Genomic DNA, 21964 nt, shown 5'->3' with positions numbered 1-21964 from the left:
GGGTTTTTTGTATTTAGGCTCCGGCGATTTACTGCGCGTAGAGTAGTACAGCGAAGACAGCTTCCCGGCAACGCAAACAGTTTTGCGTTGCGCTGGCTGAGCAATCCCGAGCTCTGCGAGGGATATCAAGGCTCCCAATAAAGCCAAAAAGGCCCAGTCTAACGACTGGGTCTTTTTGCATTTTACGTCCTGTAAAATGTCCTTCGGACCGGCTGCGCCGTCCAAATCCGCTCCAGCGGATTTAGTGCTTTATGGCATCCTAGCGGTCTATTGCCCGAGCGGGGCATTCCCATGCGACAAATTGGCCGGGACATTTTCACTCGCAGCATCCATGCCGCTCACCTGCGGCAGATTCGCTGTGCAAAACGGCTATCCTGCCGTTTTGTGAGACCGCTTCAGCGGGCCGCGTAGCGGCGAACCCCATGGATAGGGTGAGCAAAGTAGTACAGCGAAATCAGGAATTCGTGAAGCAAACAGTTTGGCGTCGTCCGGTCTGAACACAAAAACCTCAGGAACGTTTTTGGAAAGCCGCATGCTGGTCCCACAGGGATGAGGTACAGGAGGTGCCGAACAATCCCGAGCTCTGCGAGGGATATCGAGGCTCCCAAAATCGCGAGCCCCAACCGAAAGACTGAGGTTTTTTTGTTTATACATCAGTAATGTAAACCATAACATCGGTGTTACAAAAATTGGCCTGAATGTGCTTGCCTCATTAACAACCAAAGACTGGAAAGTTCGTTTAAATTGCAAAACTCGGATGTTTTTAAATATTATATTATTTTGATAAATATTTTATATCAAAGGGTTAGGCGTGTTTATTCCATTGATTGTAAATCCAGGTTGCGATATTTTCATTTTTGGGTAAACCCCAAGATCACCTCAAATCAGAGGCATTTTGTTGAATACACGGATAGGTGAAAAATGAATAAATTTTTGTGTTTTGTGTTTTGTGTTTTGTGTCTAAGTTTTCATATGCAGAGGTAATTGAGGTTTGTAACAGGTGTTCTGACGTACAAATAAAAACTGCAGCACTTCAAGGTACCAGAAGTGCAGATACAGTACATGTTGTTGATTTTGAAGCGGGCAAAATAAAATCTTTTGATGTTGAACATGAAACTGAGCCTGGAAATAGTTACCACTGGGCAACGCCAGTGACAACACCACAAGATCTGGTAGAAGGTACAGCATATATAAAGTCGGTTTTTGATGCTTCAAAAGCTAGGGGTGGGGTTTTTGATCCTTTAACAAATGAGCTAAGGGAAAAAGTTGATATTCCCAAACATATTGCGCTTTCAGCAAATGATGTACTACTTGATACAGCAACCTACAGTCAGACGAGCAATTATTTACTCATTCACTTTTATGCTGATTTTTATTCACAATTTAAAGCCTCATGGGCAAAGCTCGTCGAAAAATTGATTCTAAAAGTTGAAGCAAAGTTTTCGGATGGTACAAGTTTGATTTTCTGGTTGGATTATCCATTAGATAGCTATCTGCCATTTAAATTAGATGATGCAGAATATAATAAAGGGAAAACATTTACCGGGCGTGAGTCGATTAGTATGGGCAAGACTTATGAGGCGGGACAAAATAATCCCTTAGTCAGAAAGTGTGCTAACTATGTTATCCGAAGTGGTAATGTAACCTGGACCGGCACTGTATGCTGGCATACCTATTGAGGCTGACATGATTAAAAGCTTTTTTATTGTTTTGTTGTTCTTGTTGGCTACATCTGGCTGGTTGGCTGCTTTTAATGCTATTGCTTTGTTTAATGTGCATAGCGCTAATGATGCGCTTAGTTCGATAGAAATGCTAAAACCAATACCAGAGAACGAAAGTATGAGAGAAGCTCTCGCTGTTATCGTTAAAGTTCAGCAATGCTATATTGATAGTCAGCCGGAGGCGTTATTGTTTTTTATCGATGAATGGCGCGCAACAGCACAACAACGTATAAAAACGTTCTTTGAGAAAGAACCAGAGTTATACCAACAGCTACAGAAAAATTATAACTGTAGTAAGTCATCATAATATAAGTTCAAGAGATTTAATTCAGTCTGTTTGATAAAATGGGTTCAGCGTCTCTTTTTTGTGCTGAACCCATTTTTATGACAAGAGTTATTCTTCCACTGTGACTCAAAAAAGCTACCCACATGTAAAAAAACCTTCAAACCCACCCCTGATTGTTTTATTGTAAAGCACCATCTGCGCCCTGAATGGCGAAGCAATAATACCGATAATAGGTAGTTCAAATGTCTGACTTTATTGAAATTTATGATGATGCATTAAGCCCGCAGCTTTGTGCTGAGCTGATCAAGGCTTTTGAGCAAAGCCCTTTTCTGGTGCCGGGCCGTACCGGCGGTGGGGTGGACAGAGATAAAAAAATCAGCACAGATTTATACCTGAATGACCATGCGCAATACCGCGATTTATTACATCAGGTGATAGCGGTGACCACCCAGTATGCCGCTGAATATTTTAAAAAATATCATTTTGCTTTAATTGCACCTGTAGCACTGACAGTGCAGCACCCAAAAACCGGTGAGCCTGTTGCTTTAACCCATGAAAACTATGCCGAAATTGGTGCTGATAAAGCAGAAGATTTTATGAAGGTGTTATACCGGCTTGGCCCTATTCAGGCGCAAAAGTATCAGGCCGGTATTGGCAATTACAATTATTGGCACTGTGAGGTCTTTCCGCAGGCGCCATTAAATGAACCACTACACCGCACTTTGTTATTTATGTATTACCTCAATGATGTAACCGAAGGGGGGGAAACAGAGTTTTATTACCAGAATAAAGCCATTCGCCCCAAAGCAGGCCGTATGGTGATAGCGCCGGCTTATTTCACACACACCCACAGAGGTTGTGTGCCCAAGTCTAATGACAAGTATATTCTGACCAGCTGGATTTTATTAAACCGGGCTGAGCAGCTTTATGGTCAGCCGGCTTAAATAAAAGAAACAGGCTGCCCGATATTGCAGCCTGTATGCTTTTGATTGATCGGTAAATTTACGCCGGTTGTGTGATGGCCAGGATCATTTTTAAATGTGGAATATCATCTTCCAGATAAGCTTCACTGGCCGCGGCAAAACCCAGACTTTCATAAAAGCGCTGCAGGTAACACTGGGCGGAAATATGAATATCCAGACCTGGCCAGCCTTCTTTGGCTGTTGCTATGGCTTTTTGTACCAGCACTTCCCCTAACCCCAGCCGACGGGCGGTTTGTGCCACACAAACCCGGCCAATGCCAGGGCTACCGGCAAAACTGACATCCGGTGCCAGCACCCTGGCATAAGCCAGAATTTTGCCGGCTTTTTTCAGCAGAATATGTCGAGTTTGTGGGTGTAAGTCTTTGTCATCCAGCTCCGGATAAGGGCAGTTTTGCTCTACCACAAACACATCCACTCTTAATTGCAACATGGCATACAGGGTGTAAGTGTCTAATTGTTCAAATCTGACAATGTCCCATTCCATCATAAGGTGATCATCCTGTGCTGCTTGCTTTTGACTGCACTATACCAGAGCTGCCGGTCTGATACCTAGCCTGACCATAGTCGAGCTTTGTGATGTTTTCCCTGTGACCAGCCCTTTTAGCAGCGCCAATAGTCTGAGATTGCTGCTTTTTTGTCACTATTTTGTCGCTGATTTGTCACCATGTTGCCATCTGGAGCAGCTGTAATGCTGGCAGAAAAAAATAAACACAAACACTCCGGAGTTGTTATGTCTGATCTGCGTCCATTTGAAATTGATAACAGCGGCATTGACCCGCAAACTAACTTTTCTGCCAACCCTGAATTTTCGGAAGTTCTGGCTGCGAATCTGCAGCGCCGCAGTTTTTTAAAAGGCACCCTGGGTACTGCAGTTGCCACAGTCTTTGGCGGTGGTTTATTAGGTTGTAACAGCAGCACGACACCTGCACCTGTGCCACTGCCTGAGGCGGTACTGCCAGCGCCAGTACAGACTTTTTTAAATTTTAAAGCTATAGCCACCAGTCGTTTAGACACTGTGGTGGTGCCGGAAGGTTACAGCGCCCGGCCATTTTTACCTATGGGGACACCTTTAACCGGCAGTTACCCGGCTTACCGCATTGATGGTACCAACAGCGGCGCTGACATGGAGCAGCAAGTGGGTGCGCACCACGACGGTATGCATTTTTTCCCGTTGGATGCCCGGGGGGAAGGCAAAAACAGCAACGAAGGTTTGCTGGTATTTAACCATGAATATATCGACGCCAATGTGCTGCATCAAAATGGCCCAACAGGCTTACCCCGCCCAACTGATGAAGTGCGCAAGGAAGTGGCAGCCCATGGTGTCACAGTGGCCCATATTAAAAAAGATGCCACAGGCCAGTTCCAGCTGGTGCAGGGCAGTCCGCTGAACCGCCGTATCACAGGTGCGACGCCAATGGACATCGCCGGTCCTGCCCGCGGTCATGCCAAAATGGTGACTAAATACAGCACAGACGGCACCCGTACCCGCGGTACTTTAAATAACTGTGGTAATGGTTATACGCCATGGGGCACTTATTTAACGGCTGAAGAAAACTGGGCCGGTTATTTTATGAATAGTGACGTGCCACAACCGCGCGAACATAAACGTTATGGTGTGGGCACTAAAAATGGCCGTTATTATTGGGAAACCGCCGACTCAGGCGCTGATCAATACCAGCGTTTTAATGCATCCACCATTGCCACTGATGCCGACCGCGATTATCGCAACGAGCCAAACACCTTTGGCTGGATAGTGGAAATTGATCCATTTAACCCGGACAGCGTGCCACAAAAACGCACTGCTTTAGGCCGTTTTGGCCACGAAGGAGTGGTGTTTGCGCCTGTGGTAGAAGGTCAGCCGGTGGTGTTTTATTCAGGTGATGACTCTACCTTTGAATACATCTACAAATACGTGTCCAAAGCCCCTTATTTTAAAGCAACGGCCGGCGGCCACTTGCTAAATGAAGGTACTTTATATGTTGCGCGTTTTAATGACGATGGCTCAGGTGAATGGTTAGCGCTTGATATCAATTCAGAACATTTCCGTGCTAAAGCTTTGGCCGCCAATGTGGAATTCAGCAGTCAGGCCGATGTGCTGATCAACACCCGCTTAGCTGCCGACGTAGTGGGTGCCACTAAAATGGACAGGCCTGAGTGGGGTGCTGTGCATCCACAAACAGGCGAAGTGTATTTTACCTTAACCAATAACACGAGCCGCACTGCGGCGCAAATCAACAAAGCCAACCCACGCGCCAATAATGCCACCGGCCATATTATCCGCTGGCGCGAAAGGACTGCAGCCAATAGTTTTGACTGGGATATATTTCTGCTGGCAGGGGATGTTGGCACCGCAACAGGCGATTTAAAACTGACGGCTGACAACCATCTGGCGAGTCCGGACGGCCTGGCTTTTGATAAAAACGGTTTATTGTGGATCCAGACTGATATGAGTGGCAGCCAGCAAAACAGTGGCCCTTATGGCAATAACCAGATGTTGGTGGCTGACCCTAAAACCAAACAGATTAAACGCTTTTTGGTAGGGCCTGTAGATTGTGAAGTCACAGGCATCAGCTTTACGCCAGATATGAAAACCATGTTTGTGAATATCCAGCATCCGGGCGATCGTTCAACACCGACCCAGTTCACCAGTAATTGGCCAAGTGACGATAAAACACAAAGGCCACGTTCCGGCACTGTGATTGTGACCAAAAACGACGGTGGCCTGATCGGCTCTTAATTAAGAGAGGTTCGTAAAAGCAGACTCTGCATCGTGGGCTGCGGTTCATCTCAGGGCGGCTGTTGATCTTAACAGTCGCCTTATAGAGAGCTGTCATTTGATATAACGAGATGCTAAAAAGGACCACCCCGGTGGTTCTTTTGTTTTGTTGCCTTGCAGGCTTTTGCCTGTATCTTTGCTGAATCTGCCCAACTTTATTCTGTGTAAAGTATAAATATAAGGCTTGATCTGGTCTGGCCGCCGCGGCGCTGTTTCGGGTATAATTTCGCCAATTTTTCCCACCAGAATCCAGCCTGTTGTTGGTTTTTGCCTTTCTGGTGATCCCGCGTTAAACCGCAAAAAATTGTGCTGTATTGTGTGCTGATGCTGAAAAAAATCGCGTTATTTAAACTGGTGCTGATTGCCATAGTGATGGTCTCTGTGGTGCTCAGTTATATTCCCGACAAAGCTTATCATTTGCCTGGCGCCGATATTGCTCAGCAGAATTTCCATGTGATTGAATTTAATGATCATGGTGAGCCACATGACCCTGATCAGTGGGCGGGGCTTGCTGCGCGCTTAGCACGTAATGGCGGCCAACCGTCGGAGCTGATTATTTTTATCCACGGCTGGCATCACAGCGCTTCGCCAAGTGACGAGAACTTTATTGCCTTTCAGCAGTTTTATCAGCAAATGGCCAAAAGTGACGCCGAACGAAATCTGGTGGGACTTTATATTGGCTGGCGTGGTGATAAATATGATCCTTTATGGCTGGATGGTTCAGACGACGCCACCAGCTGGATAGAGCCGCTGGACTTTCCGACTATTTTTCAGCGCAAAACAGTGGCCAGACGCATAGGCCAAACCGGTTTTTCCGACTTGCTGGATAAACTGGATGTGGAAGTTGCCGCAGGGCGGCTACAAAGGTACACCGTCATTGGCCATAGCCTGGGCGGTGCCGTAGCGCTGCACGGTAGTAAAGGCCGCATTAGACATTCCATCGAGCAGCACAAAGACAATCCGAATTTGTTTATTCTATTAAACCCGGCCGTTACTGCCCGTGAATACCGGCCTATGGATGAATTGTTGAGCCTGGACCGGCAAAAGCCCGCTATGGTGGTATTGCAGTCCAAAGGTGATTTTGCGCTGAAAAAAGCCTTTAACTGGCTCAAAGAAGGTGAAAGAGCCATGGGCAATTCCTGGGCCATTACCCATGACATTGACCGCTGCCCGCGCGGCGATTGTTCGATAAAACTGAATATTCCGTTGTCGCTGCAAAAACATGATGCCACACCGGGCTGTATGATGACACTGCCGCGTTCAGGCTGGAAAATCCGCGCCAGATTGCAGGCCAGACGCACAGTGCAAACCTGTCCAGACGCCAATATGCAGGCGGTTTGGGTACTGGCGGTGTCGGACGATATTATCAGCGGTCATAATGGAATTCTGACTGAGCAGCATGCTTTTGCGTTGTCGGAAGTGATGGGCATGATTGATTTTTATCGTAATCAATTACCCAAACAGCATGTGGAACAACAGGCGACGCCGTTAGAGCCTGAGATAGAACCAGAGCAGCAGCAACCTGACAACACGCAACAAGACAACCAAAACAACAATATGCCGCAGGCTGAAAGCCAGCTACCTGGTAGTAAAAATAATAGCGCAGTGCCTGATGTGTTAGAAGCGGATCACAGTCTGCCTAAGAACAGCGCGGCAGACAGTGAAGTGATCAATAGTGAAGTGGTTGATAGTACAGTGGTTGATAGTGCAGTTGCCGATAATACTGCAGCCGATGCCACAGCAAAACCTGCAATAGCAACTGACAACAAAGAGCCAGAACCTGACAATACCGAACATTAATGTTTTAAAATCAGTACAGTACCAGCCACTGTTAAAGCCGCGCCCAGCCAGGCTCCGAGTGCAGGGCGGCGTTTATAGACTAGCCAGAGCAGCGGCAATACCACCACAGGGCTCACCGATGACAACATCGCCACTATGCCGGCATCCCCTTGTTTCAGCGCCTGCAAAATTAACGTCATGCCAACGCCCATCGATAAAAAGGCGTTAAAAGCCACCATTGCCAGCACTTTGCCATTGAGAGGCAGATAGACCCTGGCCACTTTAAAACCCAGCCATAACAATAGCAAATGACAGATCAACGCCGTGCTCATTCGCACTGCCGAAGCGGCAATAGCATCGATATCGGTTTCCATCAGCGGCTTGAGCATCAGGGTAGATACTGCCTGGCATAGCGCTGATAACAAACCCAGCATCACGCCGATACCCAGCTGATGGTTGCTGCTTTCCCAGTGGTGCTGCTCGGCGCTGCGTTTACCAAATAAAATGGCGCTCATCACCCCTGTGACTAACAACCCAGAGCCCAACAGCGTCCAGCCCCAGATTTTTTCACCCAAAAACAAATAGGCCAATAGCGCCGAAAACAACGCATGGGTGGCAAAAAGTACTCCTGCACGGCGCGGGCCCAGCCTGTTCATTGAAGCAAAAAGGGCTGTGTCGCCAATCAGAATGCCAATGACCCCCGACAGCGCCAGCAGCCACAGCTGATCAACAGGCAAGCTCTGCCAGCTGCCGCTGATAATGGCAACAGACCACAACATCAGGCTGGCGCAGGCCATACGCCAGCGGGTAAAAGCAAAAGCGCCAAGGTGAGCCGAAGCGGGCGCGGAAATTAAACTGCCAAGTGCCCAGCAAATTGCCGCGCCCAGGGCCATCCATTCGTAATGCAAAATCAGTCCTGATAATTAAATAAACCAGAGGATAAATAACGGTCGCCCCTGTCGCAGATAATGGCAACCACGACTGCGCCTGGCTGTTGCTCGGCAATTTTTATTGCGGCAAACACGGCGCCGCCTGAACTGACGCCGGCACAAATACCTTCTTCCCGTGCTAAACGCCTGGTAGTGGCCACGGCATCGGCTTCCGACACATCCAATACCAAATCCACTCTGGATTTATCATAAAAACCAGGCAGATAAGCTTCAGGCCAGCGCCGGATGCCGGGTATAGAACTGCCCTCAGAAGGTTGTAAACCAATGATCTGGATATGAGGGTTTTGCTGTTTTAAATAAGTGGACACACCCATGATGGTGCCGGTAGTGCCCATGCTGGATACAAAGTGACTAATAAGGCCACGGCTTTGCAACCAGATCTCAGGGCCGGTGCTTACCACATGCGCTGCCGGATTGTCCCGGTTATTAAACTGATCCAGCACCTTGCCTTTGCCCTCTGCCTGCATTTTTAAGGCTAAATCGCGGGCGCCTTCCATGCCGTCTTTTTTACTGACCAGAATCAGCTCTGCACCATAAGCCTGCATCGAAGCTTTGCGTTCGCTGGTGGCATTGTCCGGCATAATCAACACCATACGATAACCTTTAATGGCGGCAGCCATCGCCAGAGCGATGCCAGTGTTACCGCTGGTGGCTTCAATAATAGTGTCACCGGGCTGAATATCACCGCGCAGCTCAGCCTGAGTGATCATATTCAGCGCCGGCCTGTCTTTAACCGAACCCGCCGGGTTATTGCCTTCCAGTTTTAACAACACTGTGCTTTGGGTATGAGCGGCCATGCGTTGCAGCCGCACCAGGGGCGTCTGGCCGACAAAATCAGCAATAGTGGGAAATTGGGCGGCAATATCAGTTGGGGCCTGTGTTGACATCATTCACTCCGGCTGCAGCGACAAAACGGCTAGTGTAACGGAAGACCGGTACAAGGCCAAAGCGGATTCGGCGACTGGTGCTTGCCAGAGCGGCAACAACCCATCCTGCTCTGGCAACAACAGCGAACAGGTGTCAGCGCGTGGATAACCGCTTTAGATTGTCCACCACCACAGCGCAGGCAATACCCACATTCAGCGACTCGGCATCGCCAAAAGCCGGAATGGTAATACGGCGGCTGATCAAAGGCTCCAGCGCCTGGCTGATGCCGTTGGCTTCATTGCCAAGCACAATAAAACCACCGGCTTGCGAAAGTTGTAACTGATGGACTGACTCTCCGCCTAAATAAGCGCCAAACACCTGTTGTTGCACCTTGGCAAGCGTCTCCGGCAGCGGCTGATAATGCAGTTTCACCCGCAAAAACGAGCCTTTGGCGCTGGCGATCACTTTAGGGTTAAAGGCATCCACAGTGTCGGTGGAGCATAAAATATGCTCAATGCCATACCAGTCGGCAATGCGGATAATAGTGCCGAGATTGCCAGGGTCGTTAATTTGATCCAGCACCAGCACCCAGTCACCTGGTTGTTCGGTAAAAGGGGCGTATTGGGGCAGTTGCACCACGGCTATAGCGGCATTATTGCTGGCAAAGGTGCCCACAGCTTCCAGCTCCGCCGCAGTGCAGGGGTGCGCCAGTTCAGCAGCGATGGCGGCGTCGGGGTGACGGTCGAGAAAATCCGGCGTACCAAATAACGCTTTCACCGGCCAGCCGGAGGCCAGCACTTCCAGCACGGCTTTTTCACCTTCAACAAAAAACAGCTGCTCGGCTTTTCTGAATTTTTTCAGCTGCAGCGACTTAATTAATTTGGTCCATTTTTGACTGATCATCGGTTTGTCCGGGCTAAAAATAAAAGGACGCCCATAGGGCGCCCGGATGGGAGCAGTGTAGCCTGCTTCCGGCACAAATTCAGCGGCAAATATGGCTGCCACCCCAAATTTCTGCCGTAGCGGCCACAGTTGCCGGCGTTAAGGGCGCTGATACAGCAACTTGCCGGCCACATAAGTTTGTTGTACCTGGGTTTGCCAGATTTGCTCTGCCGGGCCTTTCACCGGGTCCCTATCCAGCAGAATAAAATCGGCCCACATGCCGGGTTGTAAACTACCCATAGCTTGTTCCTGATAAGCGCCGAAAGCTGCGTCCACGGTAAAACTGCGCAGCGCTTCGGTGATATTCAGCTTTTGCTCCGGCAACCAGCCACCAGGGGGTTGGTTTTGCTGATCCTGCCGGGTTACCGCCGCATGCAAACCATGGAACGGATTGGCTAATTCCACCGGGAAGTCGGAGCCGCCGACAATACGGCTGCCCTGATCAACAAAACTGCGCCAGGCGTAAGCACCGCGCAGCCGCGCCGGACCTAAGCGATCACCGGCCATATTTTTATCTGAAGTGGCGTGTGTCGGTTGCATCGACGGCAATACCTGTAAAACAGCAAAACGTGGAATATCTTTAGGCGCTACTATCTGCGCATGTTCAATGCGGTGACGGCCGGCTTCGCGTTGCTCCGGCTTGGTCAAAAGCTCAAATCTGTCCAGTACCAGCTGATTGGCATAATCACCAATGGCGTGCACATTGGCCTGAAAACCGGCTTCTATGGTGAGTTTCATCACAGCTGTCAGCTTGTCTGGCTGGGTGAGTAATAAACCTTTTTCGCCTTTTTTATCACTGTAATCAGCCAATAATGCGGCGCCGCGGCTGCCAAGGGCACCATCACCATAAATTTTCACTGATTTGACGTCGAGGTAATCATTGGCATCATCAACTGGCCCTGCTTTAAGCCAGCTTTCCAGATTTGGATCTGTGGCGCTTAACATGGCGTAAATACGCAGCGGCAGCTGTTTTTCGCTGGCCAGTTTTTGATAAGCCAAAAGGTTGGCTGCATCAATGCCGGCGTCATGCACACTGGTAATACCCAATGACAATAAATGGTCAAAAGCGGCTTTAAGCGCAGCTTCACGCTCAGCGTCATTTTGTTGTGGAATTTGTTTTTCCAGCAATAACATCGCGTTATCTATTAACACGCCGGTCGGGTTGCCATTGGCATCACGCTGAATTTGGCCACCTGGTGGGTCAATACTGTCTTTATTAATGCCAGCCAATGCCAAAGCTTTGCTATTGGCCCAGCCGGCATGGCCATCGACCCGGGTTAACCAGACCGGTTTGTCTTTGACCGCTTCGTCCAGCAGCTGGGTAGTGGGGAATTGTTGGGTGGGCCACAGCACCTGATTCCAGCCCCGACCTAAAATCCACTGCGCCTGTGGCTGGTTTTTGGCAAAAGCGGCCACCTGGGCCACGGCCTGGGCTTCACTGCTGCTCTGGCGTAAATCCACCTGACTTAAATTCTGACCAAGCCCCAACACATGACCGTGACCGTCAATTAAACCGGGCAGCAGGGTTTTGCCCTGGCCATTAATTTTTTGTGCATTGGGGTAACTGGCGGCAAGGTTGCTGCCACGAGCCAGCACTTTGCCGCTTTCATCGTCAAAGGCCAGGCTGTTGAATTCCACCAGCTGGCGTTTTTCGTCAAAACCATAACCTTTGATATTGTCGACTATGACAGGGGCGGCGAGGGCAGGCGAGCTGCACACTAAAGTGCACAACATCGCCTGTTGGATACGGGACCACAACATAACTCACTCCATTATCTGGGCTGAGTTGGGTTTTAAGGTGCCGACTCAGCGGTATTTCTTTTTGGCTTTTCTGATACGTTCTTGTTCGCGTTCGGCTTTTTCTTTTTCGATGCGGGCTTGCTCTAACTTAGCATCGGCCAATTCCTGTGTCACCATCTCTGGTGTTTCCAGCGTGACAGGGCCAAATAAACCGGCGCGTAATTCGGTGATCAGAATAGTGCCGGCTTTGGTTAAATCCACCACACCACCTTTGACCATACAACCACGGCGCTGGCCTATGGCATCTAACAAGGCCAAATCGTTTTCCGGTTGCTCTTTGAGCTGATAACGTGCCATCACTTGTTCAGGGTAGGTTTTCAGCAGATAGTCGGCGGCAAACATGGCAATGTCGGCGTAATCAAAGGCGGTGTCTTTAATGGCACCTGTCACCGCTAAACGGTAACCACAGCTGGCCGGGCTTAATTTGGGCCATAAAAAGCCCGGGGTATCGGTTAAGATCACACCGTTTTCCAGTTTGATCCTTTGTTGTGCTTTGGTCACGCCAGCTTCGTTGCCGGTTTTGGCAATAATACGGCCGGCTAAGGTATTGATCAGGGTCGATTTACCGACGTTTGGAATACCCATAATCATGGCGCGGGCGCCGCGCACTTCAAAATTACGCTCCGGCAATAACTCGGTGCATAAATCCAGTAAGGCCCTGATTTGTTCCGGGTTTTGCTGGCTGATCGGAATAGCTTTTACACCGGCCTGTTGTTCAAAATGCTGTTGCCACAGTTTGGTAATGGCAGGGTCGGCTAAATCGGCTTTATTCAGCACCTTAATACATGGGGTGTCACCGCGTAGCTCAGGCACCAATGGGTTTTCGCTGGAAAACGGAATGCGGGCATCCAGCATTTCAATAATGACATCAACCTGCGGCATCACTTCGGCGATTTCTTTGCGCGCCTTGTGCATATGGCCGGGAAACCAGTTAATCGACATAACAACACTCACCGTAAAAATAATGCCGTTAGTTTACCTTGTCTGGCCTGTGCTGACCGTGCTTTTTTTCGGCTTGTGCCGGCAGCTTTTGGCCATAAGTAAAAAATTATTAGCTTTGATATTGAATTTGTTACATTTTAGCCGCTCTGAAAGGGCGTAAGCTGCGTATCATCTGGTGCGATTCACAGGGAGTTTGTCATGCAATATCAGTTTATCCATTATCCTCTGCTGCTGTGTTCAGCTTTATCTGTGGCCGGTCAGGCGCTGGCGGCACCTGCTTTTACCGCAACCACAGTGCCGTTGGAGCATCCGGCCAATGGGCAGTTATTAAAACTCAGCAACAACCCTACCTTGCTGGTGACAGGCCATAACAGTGAATATCGCTGGTTAAGTGCAGTGGATTTAACCAACAACAGTGCACGACAGCTGCCTATTCCACAAAAAGCGCAGTTTTTTCAGCAGGCAAATCTGGCCGGTTTTAGTGGAGGGCAGCTGGTGGTGCTGAGCACCGAAGGTGTGTTGCATTATCAGCCGGCCACCAAGGTGCCGCATAGCCAGAGCCAGAACTTACTCAATACCACAGAACAACGCAGTGGCAGTGAAAAAGCGCCGTTATTGCCACACCTGCAAAATGGCAGCACAACGCAGGATGGGGAATGGCGCTCGTTATTTACCAGCAGCTCGTTATACCGGGTGGTGGACAGTAAACGACTAAAATTGCTCGATTTTAGTTTTGATTTAAACCAGGACGGGCTCAGTGACTTTTTATTGCCCGACTTTAACGCTTATCAGCTGTGGATGCAGCAGAGCGACGGCAGCTTCCGCCATTTTAGTTTGCCAATTGACAGCCAGATGCAGGCGTTTGATGAAGAACCCACCTATATAGCGCGCAAGCCGCTGCTAGCGGATCTGAACCTGGACGGTTACACCGATATTGCCTTTGCCAAAGACGACTCTTTAGTGGTGTTTCATCAGCAAGCTGGCGGCAGTTTTGTTACCCAGGCCGAACAAAAACAACTGGGCCTTGGCCTGACACCCGATAATCAGGCGCAAATGCGTGGTGGTGATGGCCGCAGTTATCAGGGCCTAAAAATTTCCCGGCTGGAACGGTTGGCCGATATTAACGGCGACGGTGTGGTCGACTTAGTGGTGCAGCAGCAGTTTTATGTGGATGTGATGGAGCAAAATTATACTTATCAGCTGCATTATGGTGAAAAAACCACAACGGGCGTGCAGTTCCCACCGCAGCCGCAGCATAAAATTAATACCTCAGGGGTGCAGTTTGATGTGCGTTTTGTTGACTTAGACAACGACAAAAAATTAGATTTTTACACACCGGCGGCGCAAATTGGCGTGCGTTCTATTATCCGCGCCCTGGTGGCAGGCACGGCCAATGTGGAGCTGCAGTTTTACAAACAACAACCGGATGGCAGTTTTGGCAACAAAGCTGTGTATCAGCAGGATGTCACAGTTGAAATCAGCATTGGCAGTGGTTCGGTGAATATGCCGCTGGCGACAGTGTTAAAAACCGCACAAGGCAAGAGCATGCTGGTGGTGGGGGATGGTAACAACACTTTGCGCAGTTACGGCCCGGTGGGTGCCAAGTTTTTCAGCGATAAAAGCACAAAACAGCAGTTGCCGATGCCAAAACGCGGCATGGAAGCGCTGGTGGCCGATTTAAACAACGATGGCAAAGAAGATTTGGTATTGCCTTATGGCAGTCAGGAACATCAGCCAGAGCTGAATAACCAGCTGCAATTATTGTGGCAGCAATAAGTGCAACGGCGGCTTTGGTTGAGTAGCTTGTTTCACTCTGGCTTACGCACCTTGTCCCGCTCTATGCTGCTGCGTAGCCTGTTGCTACTTGGCGGTTGTGCTCTGTTGCTGGCGCCGGTGTCGGCGCTGCTGGCCTGGTTGTTAAGTTTCTGGCTGGTGCCGACCGAAGCTGTGATAGCGGCCAGTTTTTTTGGCCCGCTGCTATTGCTGTTGTGGCTGCTGCCGGGTTTATGGCCGCGCTCCTGGCGCGGTTTTGGCGGTTACCTGCTGCTGACTTTATGCTGCGTTTTGCCATGGTGGTTGCGTTAATTTGTTGATATTAATTAAAAAGTTAATTGGTTTTTGCGGCCGCGGTAGTAGTTGCAAGCAGGGCGGTCTTTTGTCATGAATGGATTTTTGCAAAGGTTACGTCAGCTGCATCTTTATCTGGGGCTTGGCCTGGCGTTGTTATTGTGGCTGATTATTTTTGCCGGCAGTCTGAGTTTTTACCGTGCTGAGCTGGATACCTGGCAGCTTGAGGCAAGCTCCGGCGTTCGTTTGCCGGCACAGCTTCCAGAGGCAAAACACAGCGTAGCGCTGGCGCTCCAACATTTGCAGCAACATGCCGCAACGGCACAGCACTGGTATATCGAATTACCAGATCAGCGTGCACCTTATCTGAAACTACACTGGCAGAGTGCTGCTGATCAGGCCCAAGCAAAAAATCAGGGCGCGCTGATCCAACAATATCTGCATCCACACAGCGGTGAGCCGCTGCTTGAGCCCAGGCCATTAAGATTTGGCGCGACCGAGCACCAGCTTGGCGGTTGGTTTTTTCAGCTACATTTTAATTTATTGCAGCTGGCGGGCCAGCACAGCCGCAGTCTGGTGGCTTTTGCCGCTTTATTATGGTTGTTGTTAACTGTCAGTGGTTTATTAAGCCTTAAAGGCCAGTGGCGTGCTTTATTCAGGCCGATGCCAGCGGCAGCCGCTGTGCGTTCAGACAGTCAGCAACCTCAGCAGCAGAAACAACATCATTTCATCGCAAGGCGCAGGCATCAGCAGCTGGCGCTGCTCACTTTGCCTTTTGCCTTGTTATTTGCCCTCAGCGGCTGGTTAACCCAGATGTTCAGTGAAAACAGTGCACCGCAGCAGCTGTTGTATCCGCACAATCCTTATCAGTTTTACACCGAATTATTTCCGCTGGCTCAGCCTGGCGTTGCAGCAGCTGTGATGTCCAAAGCAGATGCAAAAGCCGGTGTTGTGCCTGAATTCAGCCCTGTGTGGCAGGCTGCAGCGCAGGCTTTTCAGGGGCAGGCCATTGGTAAAATCAGCATCAGTGCACCGGGCCGGCCACAAAGCACAATACTTGTCAGCAGCAGTGCAAGTGACAGAGTAGGCAATCAGCCACAGACGCTGTTATTTCAAATGACGAGCAACCGGCAGTGGCAGCCAGTCCCTGCAGCCCCACCTTTTACAGCAGCTGCAGCAACAGAGCAGGCTGGCAACAAGCCGCTGGCGCAGCTGCGCCAATTTGTGTATGGCCTGCATCAGTCCTTGTATGCCGGCGCGCTGCTGCGTTTTATGTTGTTGAGTTTTGGTTTTATCAGCTGCTGGATGATTTGGCTTGGTGTCAAAGCGGCGCTTCACCGGCTTACACCCGGCCGCTGGCATCAACTGCTGGCGGTGCTGCTACCTGCTTTGCCCGGCGTTACTGTGCTGGCTACTTTGTTATTGCTAAGCCAAAGCTTGTTGTGGCCAATTACAGCTGTGGCAGTGTCGCTAAGCCAGCTGTTTATCAGCTACTGGGCAGGCAGCTTGTTGTTGTGGCTGTGGTGGCATTTTTTCCGGCGGCGTCCGCTGCATATTTCTTTTTGATATAGAGAAGTACTTTTTGATTCTTTTTATCTTGTGTGATTTGTTTTAGTCTGCGCCAATAAAAAGATGTTCAGACGTCTGAATATCCAGTTTTGAAATTTGGCGCGGCAACAAAGCTGCACAGGATATTGCGATGAAAAGAAAGTCATGGTGGGTTGTTTTGGTGCTGGCGGCATTCAGCACAGCACTGCCGTTAGTTGCCAAAGAACAAACACTGTTAAATGTGTCGTACGACCCCACCCGCGAGTTATACCGCGACTACAACAAAGCTTTTGCCAGCTACTGGCAAGCCAAAACTGGCGGCACAGTGAAGGTGGAGCAGTCGCATGGCGGCTCTGGTAGTCAGGCGCGTTCGGTGCTGGATGGTCTGCGTGCCGACGTGGTCACATTAGCGCTGGAAGTGGATATTGATCCGCTGGCCAAGGTTGCAGCTTTATTGCCAGCCGACTGGAAAAATCGCCTGCCACACCAAAGTGCACCTTACACCTCGACCATTGTGTTTCTGGTGCGCAAAGGCAACCCCAAGCAAATTACCGACTGGCACGATTTAACCCGCGACGGTTTGGATGTGATCACCCCCAATCCAAAAACCTCGGGTGGTGCCCGCTGGAATTATCTCGGCGCCTGGGCTTATGCCAAGGCTCAGGGCCAGAGCGACGAAGAAGCCAAAGCTTTTGTCAGCAAAATTTACCGTAATGTGCCGGTGCTGGACTCTGGCGCGCGCGGCTCTACCACTACTTTTGTGCAGCGTGGCATTGGCGATGTACTGCTGACCTGGGAAAACGAAGCCTTTTTAGCCGTCAACGAGCTGGGCGCATACCAAGTTGAAATTGTGGTGCCTTCAGTGTCGGTGCTGGCACAGCCGTCGGTGGCGGTGGTGGATAAACAGGCGCAGAAAAAAGGCAATTTAGCTCTGGCCAAGGCTTATCTCGAATATTTATACAGCCCGGAAGCACAACGTATTGTGGCCAAACATTATTACCGGCCTGTGGATAGCACTGTTGCCCGCGAATTTGCCGATAAGTTTCCGGCCATGAAGTTAGTCAGTGCCGACGATTTAGGTGGCTGGGCCAAACTGCAACAAACCCATTTTGCCGAAGGTGGCATTTTTGACAGCATTTACCGTTAAGGCGGCTGTTGTTAACGCTTGTGAAGGCGGTAGCGGGTGCTGTTTGCAGCATCAGTAAAACCGGTATAGATGCCGGACGAAACCCATAACCCATAAATGTTTTGTACGAGGTGAGCCTTGGGCTTTTTTTCCAAACGTAAAAAATCGGTGTTACCCGGTTTTGGCCTGTCGATGGGCTTTACCACCTTTTATTTAAGTTTGATTGTGTTTATTCCATTGTCGGCGTTGCTGCTGAAAAGTTTTGAGTTAAGCCTGGCCGATTTCTGGCAAGTGGTAACCACAGAGCGGGCTATTGCCAGCTACCAGCTGACTTTTGGCGCTTCTTTGGTGGCAGCGCTGGTGAACTTGGTCTTTGGTTTGCTGGTGGCCTGGGTGCTGGTGCGTTATAGCTTTCCCGGCAAAAAAATAGTGGATGCACTGGTTGATTTACCTTTTGCCTTGCCAACGGCAGTGGCCGGTATTGCCTTAACCGCACTTTATGCCCCCAATGGCTGGATTGGCCAATATTTTCATGCACTTGGCATTAAGGTGGCTTACAGCGCTTTTGGCGTGACGCTGGCGCTTATTTTTATTGGTTTGCCTTTTGTGGTGCGCACAGTGCAGCCGGTGCTGGAAGACATTGATAAAGAGCTGGAAGAAGCAGCGGCCAGCTTAGGAGCCAACCGCTTACAAACGTTTTGCCGGGTGATATTTCCGGCGCTTATTCCGTCTTTACTGACAGGCTTTGCCCTGGCATTTGCCCGCGCCATTGGCGAATACGGCTCTGTGGTGTTTATCAGTGGCAATATGCCGTTTCGTACCGAAATTACCCCGCTGTTAATTATGTCGCGGCTGGAGCAATACGATTACGCCGGCGCCGCCGCGCTTGGCACTGTGATGCTGCTGATTTCATTTTTGTTATTGCTGCTGATTAATGCATTGCAGCACTGGAGCAACCAAAGACAGGGCGGGACAAAATGAGTGTGATTGAATTAAACAGCTTAAACACTGTGCCCGCGGTGCAGCTGCGTAAAGCCACGGCCGAACCTTTGTGGTTAAGATGGTTATTAACAGCGCTGGCGCTTGGGTTTTTAACTTTGTTTTTGTTATTGCCGCTGGTGATAGTGTTTGGTGAAGCTTTTGCCAAAGGCTGGGGTGTGTATCTGGCTGCAATTACCGAACCTGCCGCTGCTCATGCGATAAAACTCACCTTAATAGCAGCGCTGATAGCAGTGCCCTGTAATGTGATTTTTGGTCTGGCGGCCAGCTGGGCCATTGCCAAATTCCGTTTTAGCGGCAAGCAGTTATTAATCACATTAATCGACTTGCCTATTGCGGTGTCGCCTGTGATTGCCGGTTTAAGTTTTATGCTGATTTTTGGCGCCCGCGGTTGGTGGGGCGAATGGCTGAACGAACACGACTTAGGTGTGATGTTTGCCGTGCCAGGCATAGTGCTGGTGACAATTTTTATCACCTTTCCTTATGTGGCGCGCGAGCTCATCCCTTTGATGCAGGAGCAGGGCCGCGAGCAGGAAGAAGCTGCGCTCACCTTAGGCGCCAGCGGCTGGCAAACCTTTTGGCGGGTGACTTTGCCTTCGATTAAATGGGCGCTGTTGTACGGCATTATTTTATGTAACGCCCGCGCTATGGGCGAGTTTGGTGCTGTTTCTGTGGTGTCGGGCAAGATCCGCGAACAAACCAACACCATGCCACTGCATATCGAAATTCTTTATAACGAATACCAGTTTGCCGCCGCTTTTGCCGTGTCGTCCTTGCTGGCGTTATTGGCACTGCTGACACTGCTGTTAAAAAGCACGCTGGAATGGCGCGCCGCAAAAGATTATGCCGAAGCGGCTAAGTTAAGACAAGTGGAGTAAATCTGCCAGTTTGATGCCTGTAGTTACCGGTGTCGGCATTGTGATTGCAGCTTCATCAACCCGCAAATGATGGGTAGGGCGTACTCGCCAAAGGCAGTACGCCGGGTGGCGGTTTTGCACCACCAATGTGGTTCAATTGCTGTCAGCGGCATAGCATCGATGCTTTTCAGCTTTCAGCTTTCAGCTTTCAGCGCTATAGAAGCGGAGACTCGCCTCCGCGGGCGAGTCACTTTTTGTGTCGACAAAAAGTGACGCAAAAAACGACCCCGGGATCGCTCGAAAGCCCGCTGTTTTGACTCGCTTTTGAGGCGCCGCCTGCTTTTTAAAACCACGGGGCGGCGGGTGCTAGCGTCACCCCGCTCAGACAGTTGTCGGCTTAAAACCTCAAAATCGGCCAAAACAACTGCTCGCTAAACGGGGGGCGGTACTTTTGCTATCAGACTTGATTTGATTGAAAAAATAACGACAAAGGGCTTTTGACCGCATTGCCACCCCGTTGCAGCACATGGGTATAAATTTGGGTGGTTTTTACATCTTTATGACCCAGTTGTTCCTGTACTGTTCTGATATCCACACCCATTTCTAGCAAGTGAGTAGCGAAGGAATGGCGCAAAGTGTGGCAGGTCACATTTTTCTGAATTTTCGCCCTTTTAGCCGCTACTTTTATCGCCCGTCGCACTGTGGTTTCGTCTACATGATGTCGGCGTATCAACTTTGATTCAGGATCCTGGCTGAGCAACGCAGACGGAAATAAATAGTGCCAGCCGATTTCTTTTGGCGCTGCCGGATATTTGCGCGCTAACGCAAAAGGCAACCAGACGCCGGCATAATTCTGGTTATGCAAATCTGTCTGAAAATACTGTTTTACATACTCAATCTGTAACTTCAAAGCGGGGATCAGCTCTGGAGCCAGCGTAACGCGGCGGTTTGTATTGCCTTTGCCCTGCCAGATAAGCACCGATAAATAATCAAAATCAATATCCTGCACCCGTAAACGAACCGCTTCCATTAAACGTAAACCACTGCCATACATCAGTTGTGTCAGGAGTTTGTATTTGGGCTCAATCAAGGCCAACACTTGCTGTACCTCAACCCGGGTAAGCACCACAGGTAGTTTTTGTGCCACCCGCGCCTTATTAAAATTCAGGTTTAGCGACAGCGGACGCAAAATAATATAACGGTATAAAAAACTTAGTGCATTCAAAGCGGTAGCCTGGGTTTTCACCGCCACAGTTCGCTGATTGGCAAGGTAAGACAAAAATTGCTCAACATCGGCATCCGACAGCTGATTCGGATGGCGTTTGTGGTGAAACAAAATATAAAACCTGATCCAATACAGATAAGTATCGACCGTGCGTTTGGCATAACGCCGCGACACCATAAATTCCCTGACGTAATCTAAAAAAGGTGAGGCCATTTTGTACACTCGAATAGCTGTTTAAATAAACAGTGGTTCGGTTTGAGTAAAAAATCCACCAACTTGCATAGCTTCTGTATAGATTTTGTCGTCCATAATTTTAGTGATTTAAGAAAAAAATGTTGAAATAGAGTTACATAAACGCTAGTTTGGCATGAGTAAAAATCATGAAAGAAGGCAGAAAAATGTTCGTCTTGCAGGCGTTTTGCTTTCTATTAAATTGTTAGGCTTATCAAGGAGATATCGTGACATTCAATATTGCAGTATTTTTTTTGTTAAGTTTTATTTCATTTGGCTGTTTCGCTACAGCCCAAGCACCCGACGCAATCGAAATTAATCATGTTAAATATCGCTTAAATACAAATCCGTTAGAAAAACATTTAACCGAGATTAAATGGGAACCACCAAAAGACGCCTCAATTTCATCAGCAAACTGGAGAGGTTATGTAGCATCTTGGAAAATAGAGGCAGGCAATCTACTTTTAACAGATATGACAATAAGTGTTAGCTCAAAAACTAAAGAGCACAGTTACGATGATTTGAGTATTTTAAATAGTATCTTTCCTAATAAAAAAGAAATTATTGCACACTGGTATTCTGGAGCATTAATTATTCCCCACGGAAAAATCACTAACTACGTTCATATGGGATATGGTTCAAGCTATGAAAAATACATTGTTTTAAGGGTAAGCCGAGGGGTGGTTATAGAGCATCTTGAGTTAGTGGGGGCCGAGTTCGAAACGTATAAACGACGAAAATTTCAAACATTCAAAGAGACTGAAAAATTCCAAAAAAAGCTTAAAAGTTTAATGAGTGATGAATACAATTTGAATCGCCACTAATTTCCTAGACACCTTTCAGTTAGATAAACTAACTCAAAGAG

General features: G+C 49.1%; 20 protein-coding genes. 12 read left to right on the top strand and 8 right to left on the bottom strand.

Annotated elements, in window-relative coordinates:
• Positions 1-225: hypothetical protein (locus V7P87_RS16310; RefSeq protein WP_333798388.1), on the bottom strand; the 225-nt coding region annotated here is incomplete at its 3' end.
• A 731-nt stretch (positions 226-956) separates the two neighbouring features.
• Here V7P87_RS16310 and V7P87_RS16305 point away from each other — a divergent pair.
• The 3 genes from V7P87_RS16305 to V7P87_RS16295 all read left to right on the top strand — a co-directional run bounded on the left by V7P87_RS16305 (position 957) and on the right by V7P87_RS16295 (position 2951).
• Positions 957-1679, top strand: coding sequence for a hypothetical protein (locus tag V7P87_RS16305; RefSeq protein ID WP_333798387.1), 723 nt, complete (start codon positions 957-959; stop codon positions 1677-1679).
• 7 nt (positions 1680-1686) lie between these two features.
• Positions 1687-2028, top strand: coding sequence for a hypothetical protein (locus V7P87_RS16300; RefSeq protein WP_333798386.1), 342 nt, complete (start codon positions 1687-1689; stop codon positions 2026-2028).
• 221 nt (positions 2029-2249) lie between these two features.
• Complete coding sequence (locus V7P87_RS16295; RefSeq protein ID WP_333798385.1) at positions 2250-2951, top strand: 2OG-Fe(II) oxygenase; 702 nt, start codon at positions 2250-2252, stop codon at positions 2949-2951.
• Positions 2952-3009: 58 nt separating this feature from the next.
• On the opposite strand, the gene V7P87_RS16290 is transcribed toward V7P87_RS16295, so the two are convergent.
• A complete protein-coding gene (locus V7P87_RS16290; protein ID WP_333798384.1) occupies positions 3010-3477 on the bottom strand; it encodes a GNAT family N-acetyltransferase in 468 nt (155 codons plus the stop codon).
• Positions 3478-3720: 243 nt separating this feature from the next.
• On the opposite strand from V7P87_RS16290, the gene V7P87_RS16285 reads away from it, so the two are divergent.
• Both V7P87_RS16285 and V7P87_RS16280 read left to right on the top strand, forming a co-directional pair.
• Positions 3721-5727: a PhoX family protein gene (locus tag V7P87_RS16285; protein WP_333798383.1), complete on the top strand. Its 2007-nt coding sequence runs from the start codon at positions 3721-3723 to the stop codon at positions 5725-5727.
• A 363-nt stretch (positions 5728-6090) separates the two neighbouring features.
• Positions 6091-7566 (top strand): hydrolase, encoded by a 1476-nt coding sequence (locus V7P87_RS16280; protein ID WP_333798382.1) that lies wholly within the window; start codon positions 6091-6093, stop codon positions 7564-7566.
• On the opposite strand, the gene V7P87_RS16275 is transcribed toward V7P87_RS16280, so the two are convergent.
• The 5 genes from V7P87_RS16275 to ylqF all read right to left on the bottom strand — a co-directional run bounded on the left by V7P87_RS16275 (position 7563) and on the right by ylqF (position 13046).
• Positions 7563-8453: a DMT family transporter gene (locus tag V7P87_RS16275; protein WP_333798381.1), complete on the bottom strand. Its 891-nt coding sequence runs from the start codon at positions 8451-8453 to the stop codon at positions 7563-7565. The two genes, V7P87_RS16280 and V7P87_RS16275, sit on opposite strands and share 4 nt — an antisense overlap.
• 2 nt (positions 8454-8455) lie before the next feature.
• On the bottom strand, positions 8456-9382 hold the full coding sequence (cysM, locus tag V7P87_RS16270) for a cysteine synthase CysM (protein WP_296295162.1): 927 nt from the start codon (positions 9380-9382) through the stop codon (positions 8456-8458).
• Between the two features lie 133 nt (positions 9383-9515).
• On the bottom strand, positions 9516-10265 hold the full coding sequence (locus V7P87_RS16265) for a TrmH family RNA methyltransferase (RefSeq protein ID WP_333798380.1): 750 nt from the start codon (positions 10263-10265) through the stop codon (positions 9516-9518).
• Positions 10266-10403: 138 nt separating this feature from the next.
• Entirely contained in the window at positions 10404-12065 is a 1662-nt protein-coding gene (locus tag V7P87_RS16260; RefSeq protein WP_296295160.1) for an amidohydrolase, read from the bottom strand.
• Positions 12066-12110: 45 nt separating this feature from the next.
• Positions 12111-13046 (bottom strand): ribosome biogenesis GTPase YlqF, encoded by a 936-nt coding sequence (ylqF, locus tag V7P87_RS16255; protein WP_296295158.1) that lies wholly within the window; start codon positions 13044-13046, stop codon positions 12111-12113.
• Between the two features lie 198 nt (positions 13047-13244).
• On the opposite strand from ylqF, the gene V7P87_RS16250 reads away from it, so the two are divergent.
• The 6 genes from V7P87_RS16250 (at position 13245) to cysW (ending at position 19664) form a co-directional block, all read left to right on the top strand.
• Positions 13245-14822 (top strand): FG-GAP repeat domain-containing protein, encoded by a 1578-nt coding sequence (locus V7P87_RS16250; RefSeq protein ID WP_333798379.1) that lies wholly within the window; start codon positions 13245-13247, stop codon positions 14820-14822.
• Between the two features lie 18 nt (positions 14823-14840).
• The gene (locus tag V7P87_RS16245) at positions 14841-15131 is read left to right on the top strand and encodes a hypothetical protein (RefSeq protein ID WP_333798378.1); all 291 of its coding nucleotides are present in this window, start codon (positions 14841-14843) and stop codon (positions 15129-15131) included.
• 75 nt (positions 15132-15206) lie between these two features.
• Positions 15207-16679, top strand: coding sequence for a PepSY domain-containing protein (locus tag V7P87_RS16240; protein ID WP_333798377.1), 1473 nt, complete (start codon positions 15207-15209; stop codon positions 16677-16679).
• Between the two features lie 133 nt (positions 16680-16812).
• Entirely contained in the window at positions 16813-17808 is a 996-nt protein-coding gene (locus tag V7P87_RS16235) for a sulfate ABC transporter substrate-binding protein (RefSeq protein WP_333798376.1), read from the top strand.
• Between the two features lie 117 nt (positions 17809-17925).
• Complete coding sequence (gene cysT, locus V7P87_RS16230) at positions 17926-18768, top strand: sulfate ABC transporter permease subunit CysT (RefSeq protein ID WP_333798375.1); 843 nt, start codon at positions 17926-17928, stop codon at positions 18766-18768.
• Positions 18765-19664 carry a sulfate ABC transporter permease subunit CysW gene (gene cysW, locus V7P87_RS16225; RefSeq protein ID WP_333798374.1) on the top strand — a complete coding sequence of 300 codons (900 nt, stop codon included), beginning with the start codon at positions 18765-18767 and terminating at the stop codon, positions 19662-19664. The genes cysT and cysW overlap by 4 nt, the downstream gene beginning before the upstream one ends.
• 436 nt (positions 19665-20100) lie before the next feature.
• On the opposite strand, the gene V7P87_RS16220 is transcribed toward cysW, so the two are convergent.
• Complete coding sequence (locus V7P87_RS16220; protein ID WP_333798373.1) at positions 20101-21081, bottom strand: integron integrase; 981 nt, start codon at positions 21079-21081, stop codon at positions 20101-20103.
• 245 nt (positions 21082-21326) lie between these two features.
• Between V7P87_RS16220 and V7P87_RS16215 the strand changes: the two genes are divergently transcribed.
• Complete coding sequence (locus V7P87_RS16215) at positions 21327-21923, top strand: hypothetical protein (protein WP_333798372.1); 597 nt, start codon at positions 21327-21329, stop codon at positions 21921-21923.
• Positions 21924-21964: the final 41 nt, after the last annotated feature.

The organism is Rheinheimera sp. (genome assembly GCF_036782235.1).
GTDB lineage: Bacteria > Pseudomonadota > Gammaproteobacteria > Enterobacterales > Alteromonadaceae > Pararheinheimera.
Note: the sequence above shows the minus strand (reverse complement) of the source record. Positions and strands in the feature narration are given on the sequence as shown.

Coding starts and splice junctions, on each gene's coding strand:
- V7P87_RS16235 (WP_333798376.1), top strand. CDS start 16,813: ATGAAAAGAAAGTCATGGTGGGTTGTTTTGGTGCTGGCGGCATTCAGC.
- V7P87_RS16295 (WP_333798385.1), top strand. CDS start 2,250: ATGTCTGACTTTATTGAAATTTATGATGATGCATTAAGCCCGCAGCTT.
- V7P87_RS16220 (WP_333798373.1), bottom strand. CDS start 21,081: ATGGCCTCACCTTTTTTAGATTACGTCAGGGAATTTATGGTGTCGCGG.
- V7P87_RS16285 (WP_333798383.1), top strand. CDS start 3,721: ATGTCTGATCTGCGTCCATTTGAAATTGATAACAGCGGCATTGACCCG.
- V7P87_RS16265 (WP_333798380.1), bottom strand. CDS start 10,265: ATGATCAGTCAAAAATGGACCAAATTAATTAAGTCGCTGCAGCTGAAA.
- V7P87_RS16300 (WP_333798386.1), top strand. CDS start 1,687: ATGATTAAAAGCTTTTTTATTGTTTTGTTGTTCTTGTTGGCTACATCT.
- V7P87_RS16290 (WP_333798384.1), bottom strand. CDS start 3,477: ATGATGGAATGGGACATTGTCAGATTTGAACAATTAGACACTTACACC.
- ylqF (WP_296295158.1), bottom strand. CDS start 13,046: ATGTCGATTAACTGGTTTCCCGGCCATATGCACAAGGCGCGCAAAGAA.
- V7P87_RS16240 (WP_333798377.1), top strand. CDS start 15,207: ATGAATGGATTTTTGCAAAGGTTACGTCAGCTGCATCTTTATCTGGGG.
- cysW (WP_333798374.1), top strand. CDS start 18,765: ATGAGTGTGATTGAATTAAACAGCTTAAACACTGTGCCCGCGGTGCAG.
- V7P87_RS16260 (WP_296295160.1), bottom strand. CDS start 12,065: ATGTTGTGGTCCCGTATCCAACAGGCGATGTTGTGCACTTTAGTGTGC.
- V7P87_RS16280 (WP_333798382.1), top strand. CDS start 6,091: ATGCTGAAAAAAATCGCGTTATTTAAACTGGTGCTGATTGCCATAGTG.
- V7P87_RS16250 (WP_333798379.1), top strand. CDS start 13,245: ATGCAATATCAGTTTATCCATTATCCTCTGCTGCTGTGTTCAGCTTTA.
- cysM (WP_296295162.1), bottom strand. CDS start 9,382: ATGTCAACACAGGCCCCAACTGATATTGCCGCCCAATTTCCCACTATT.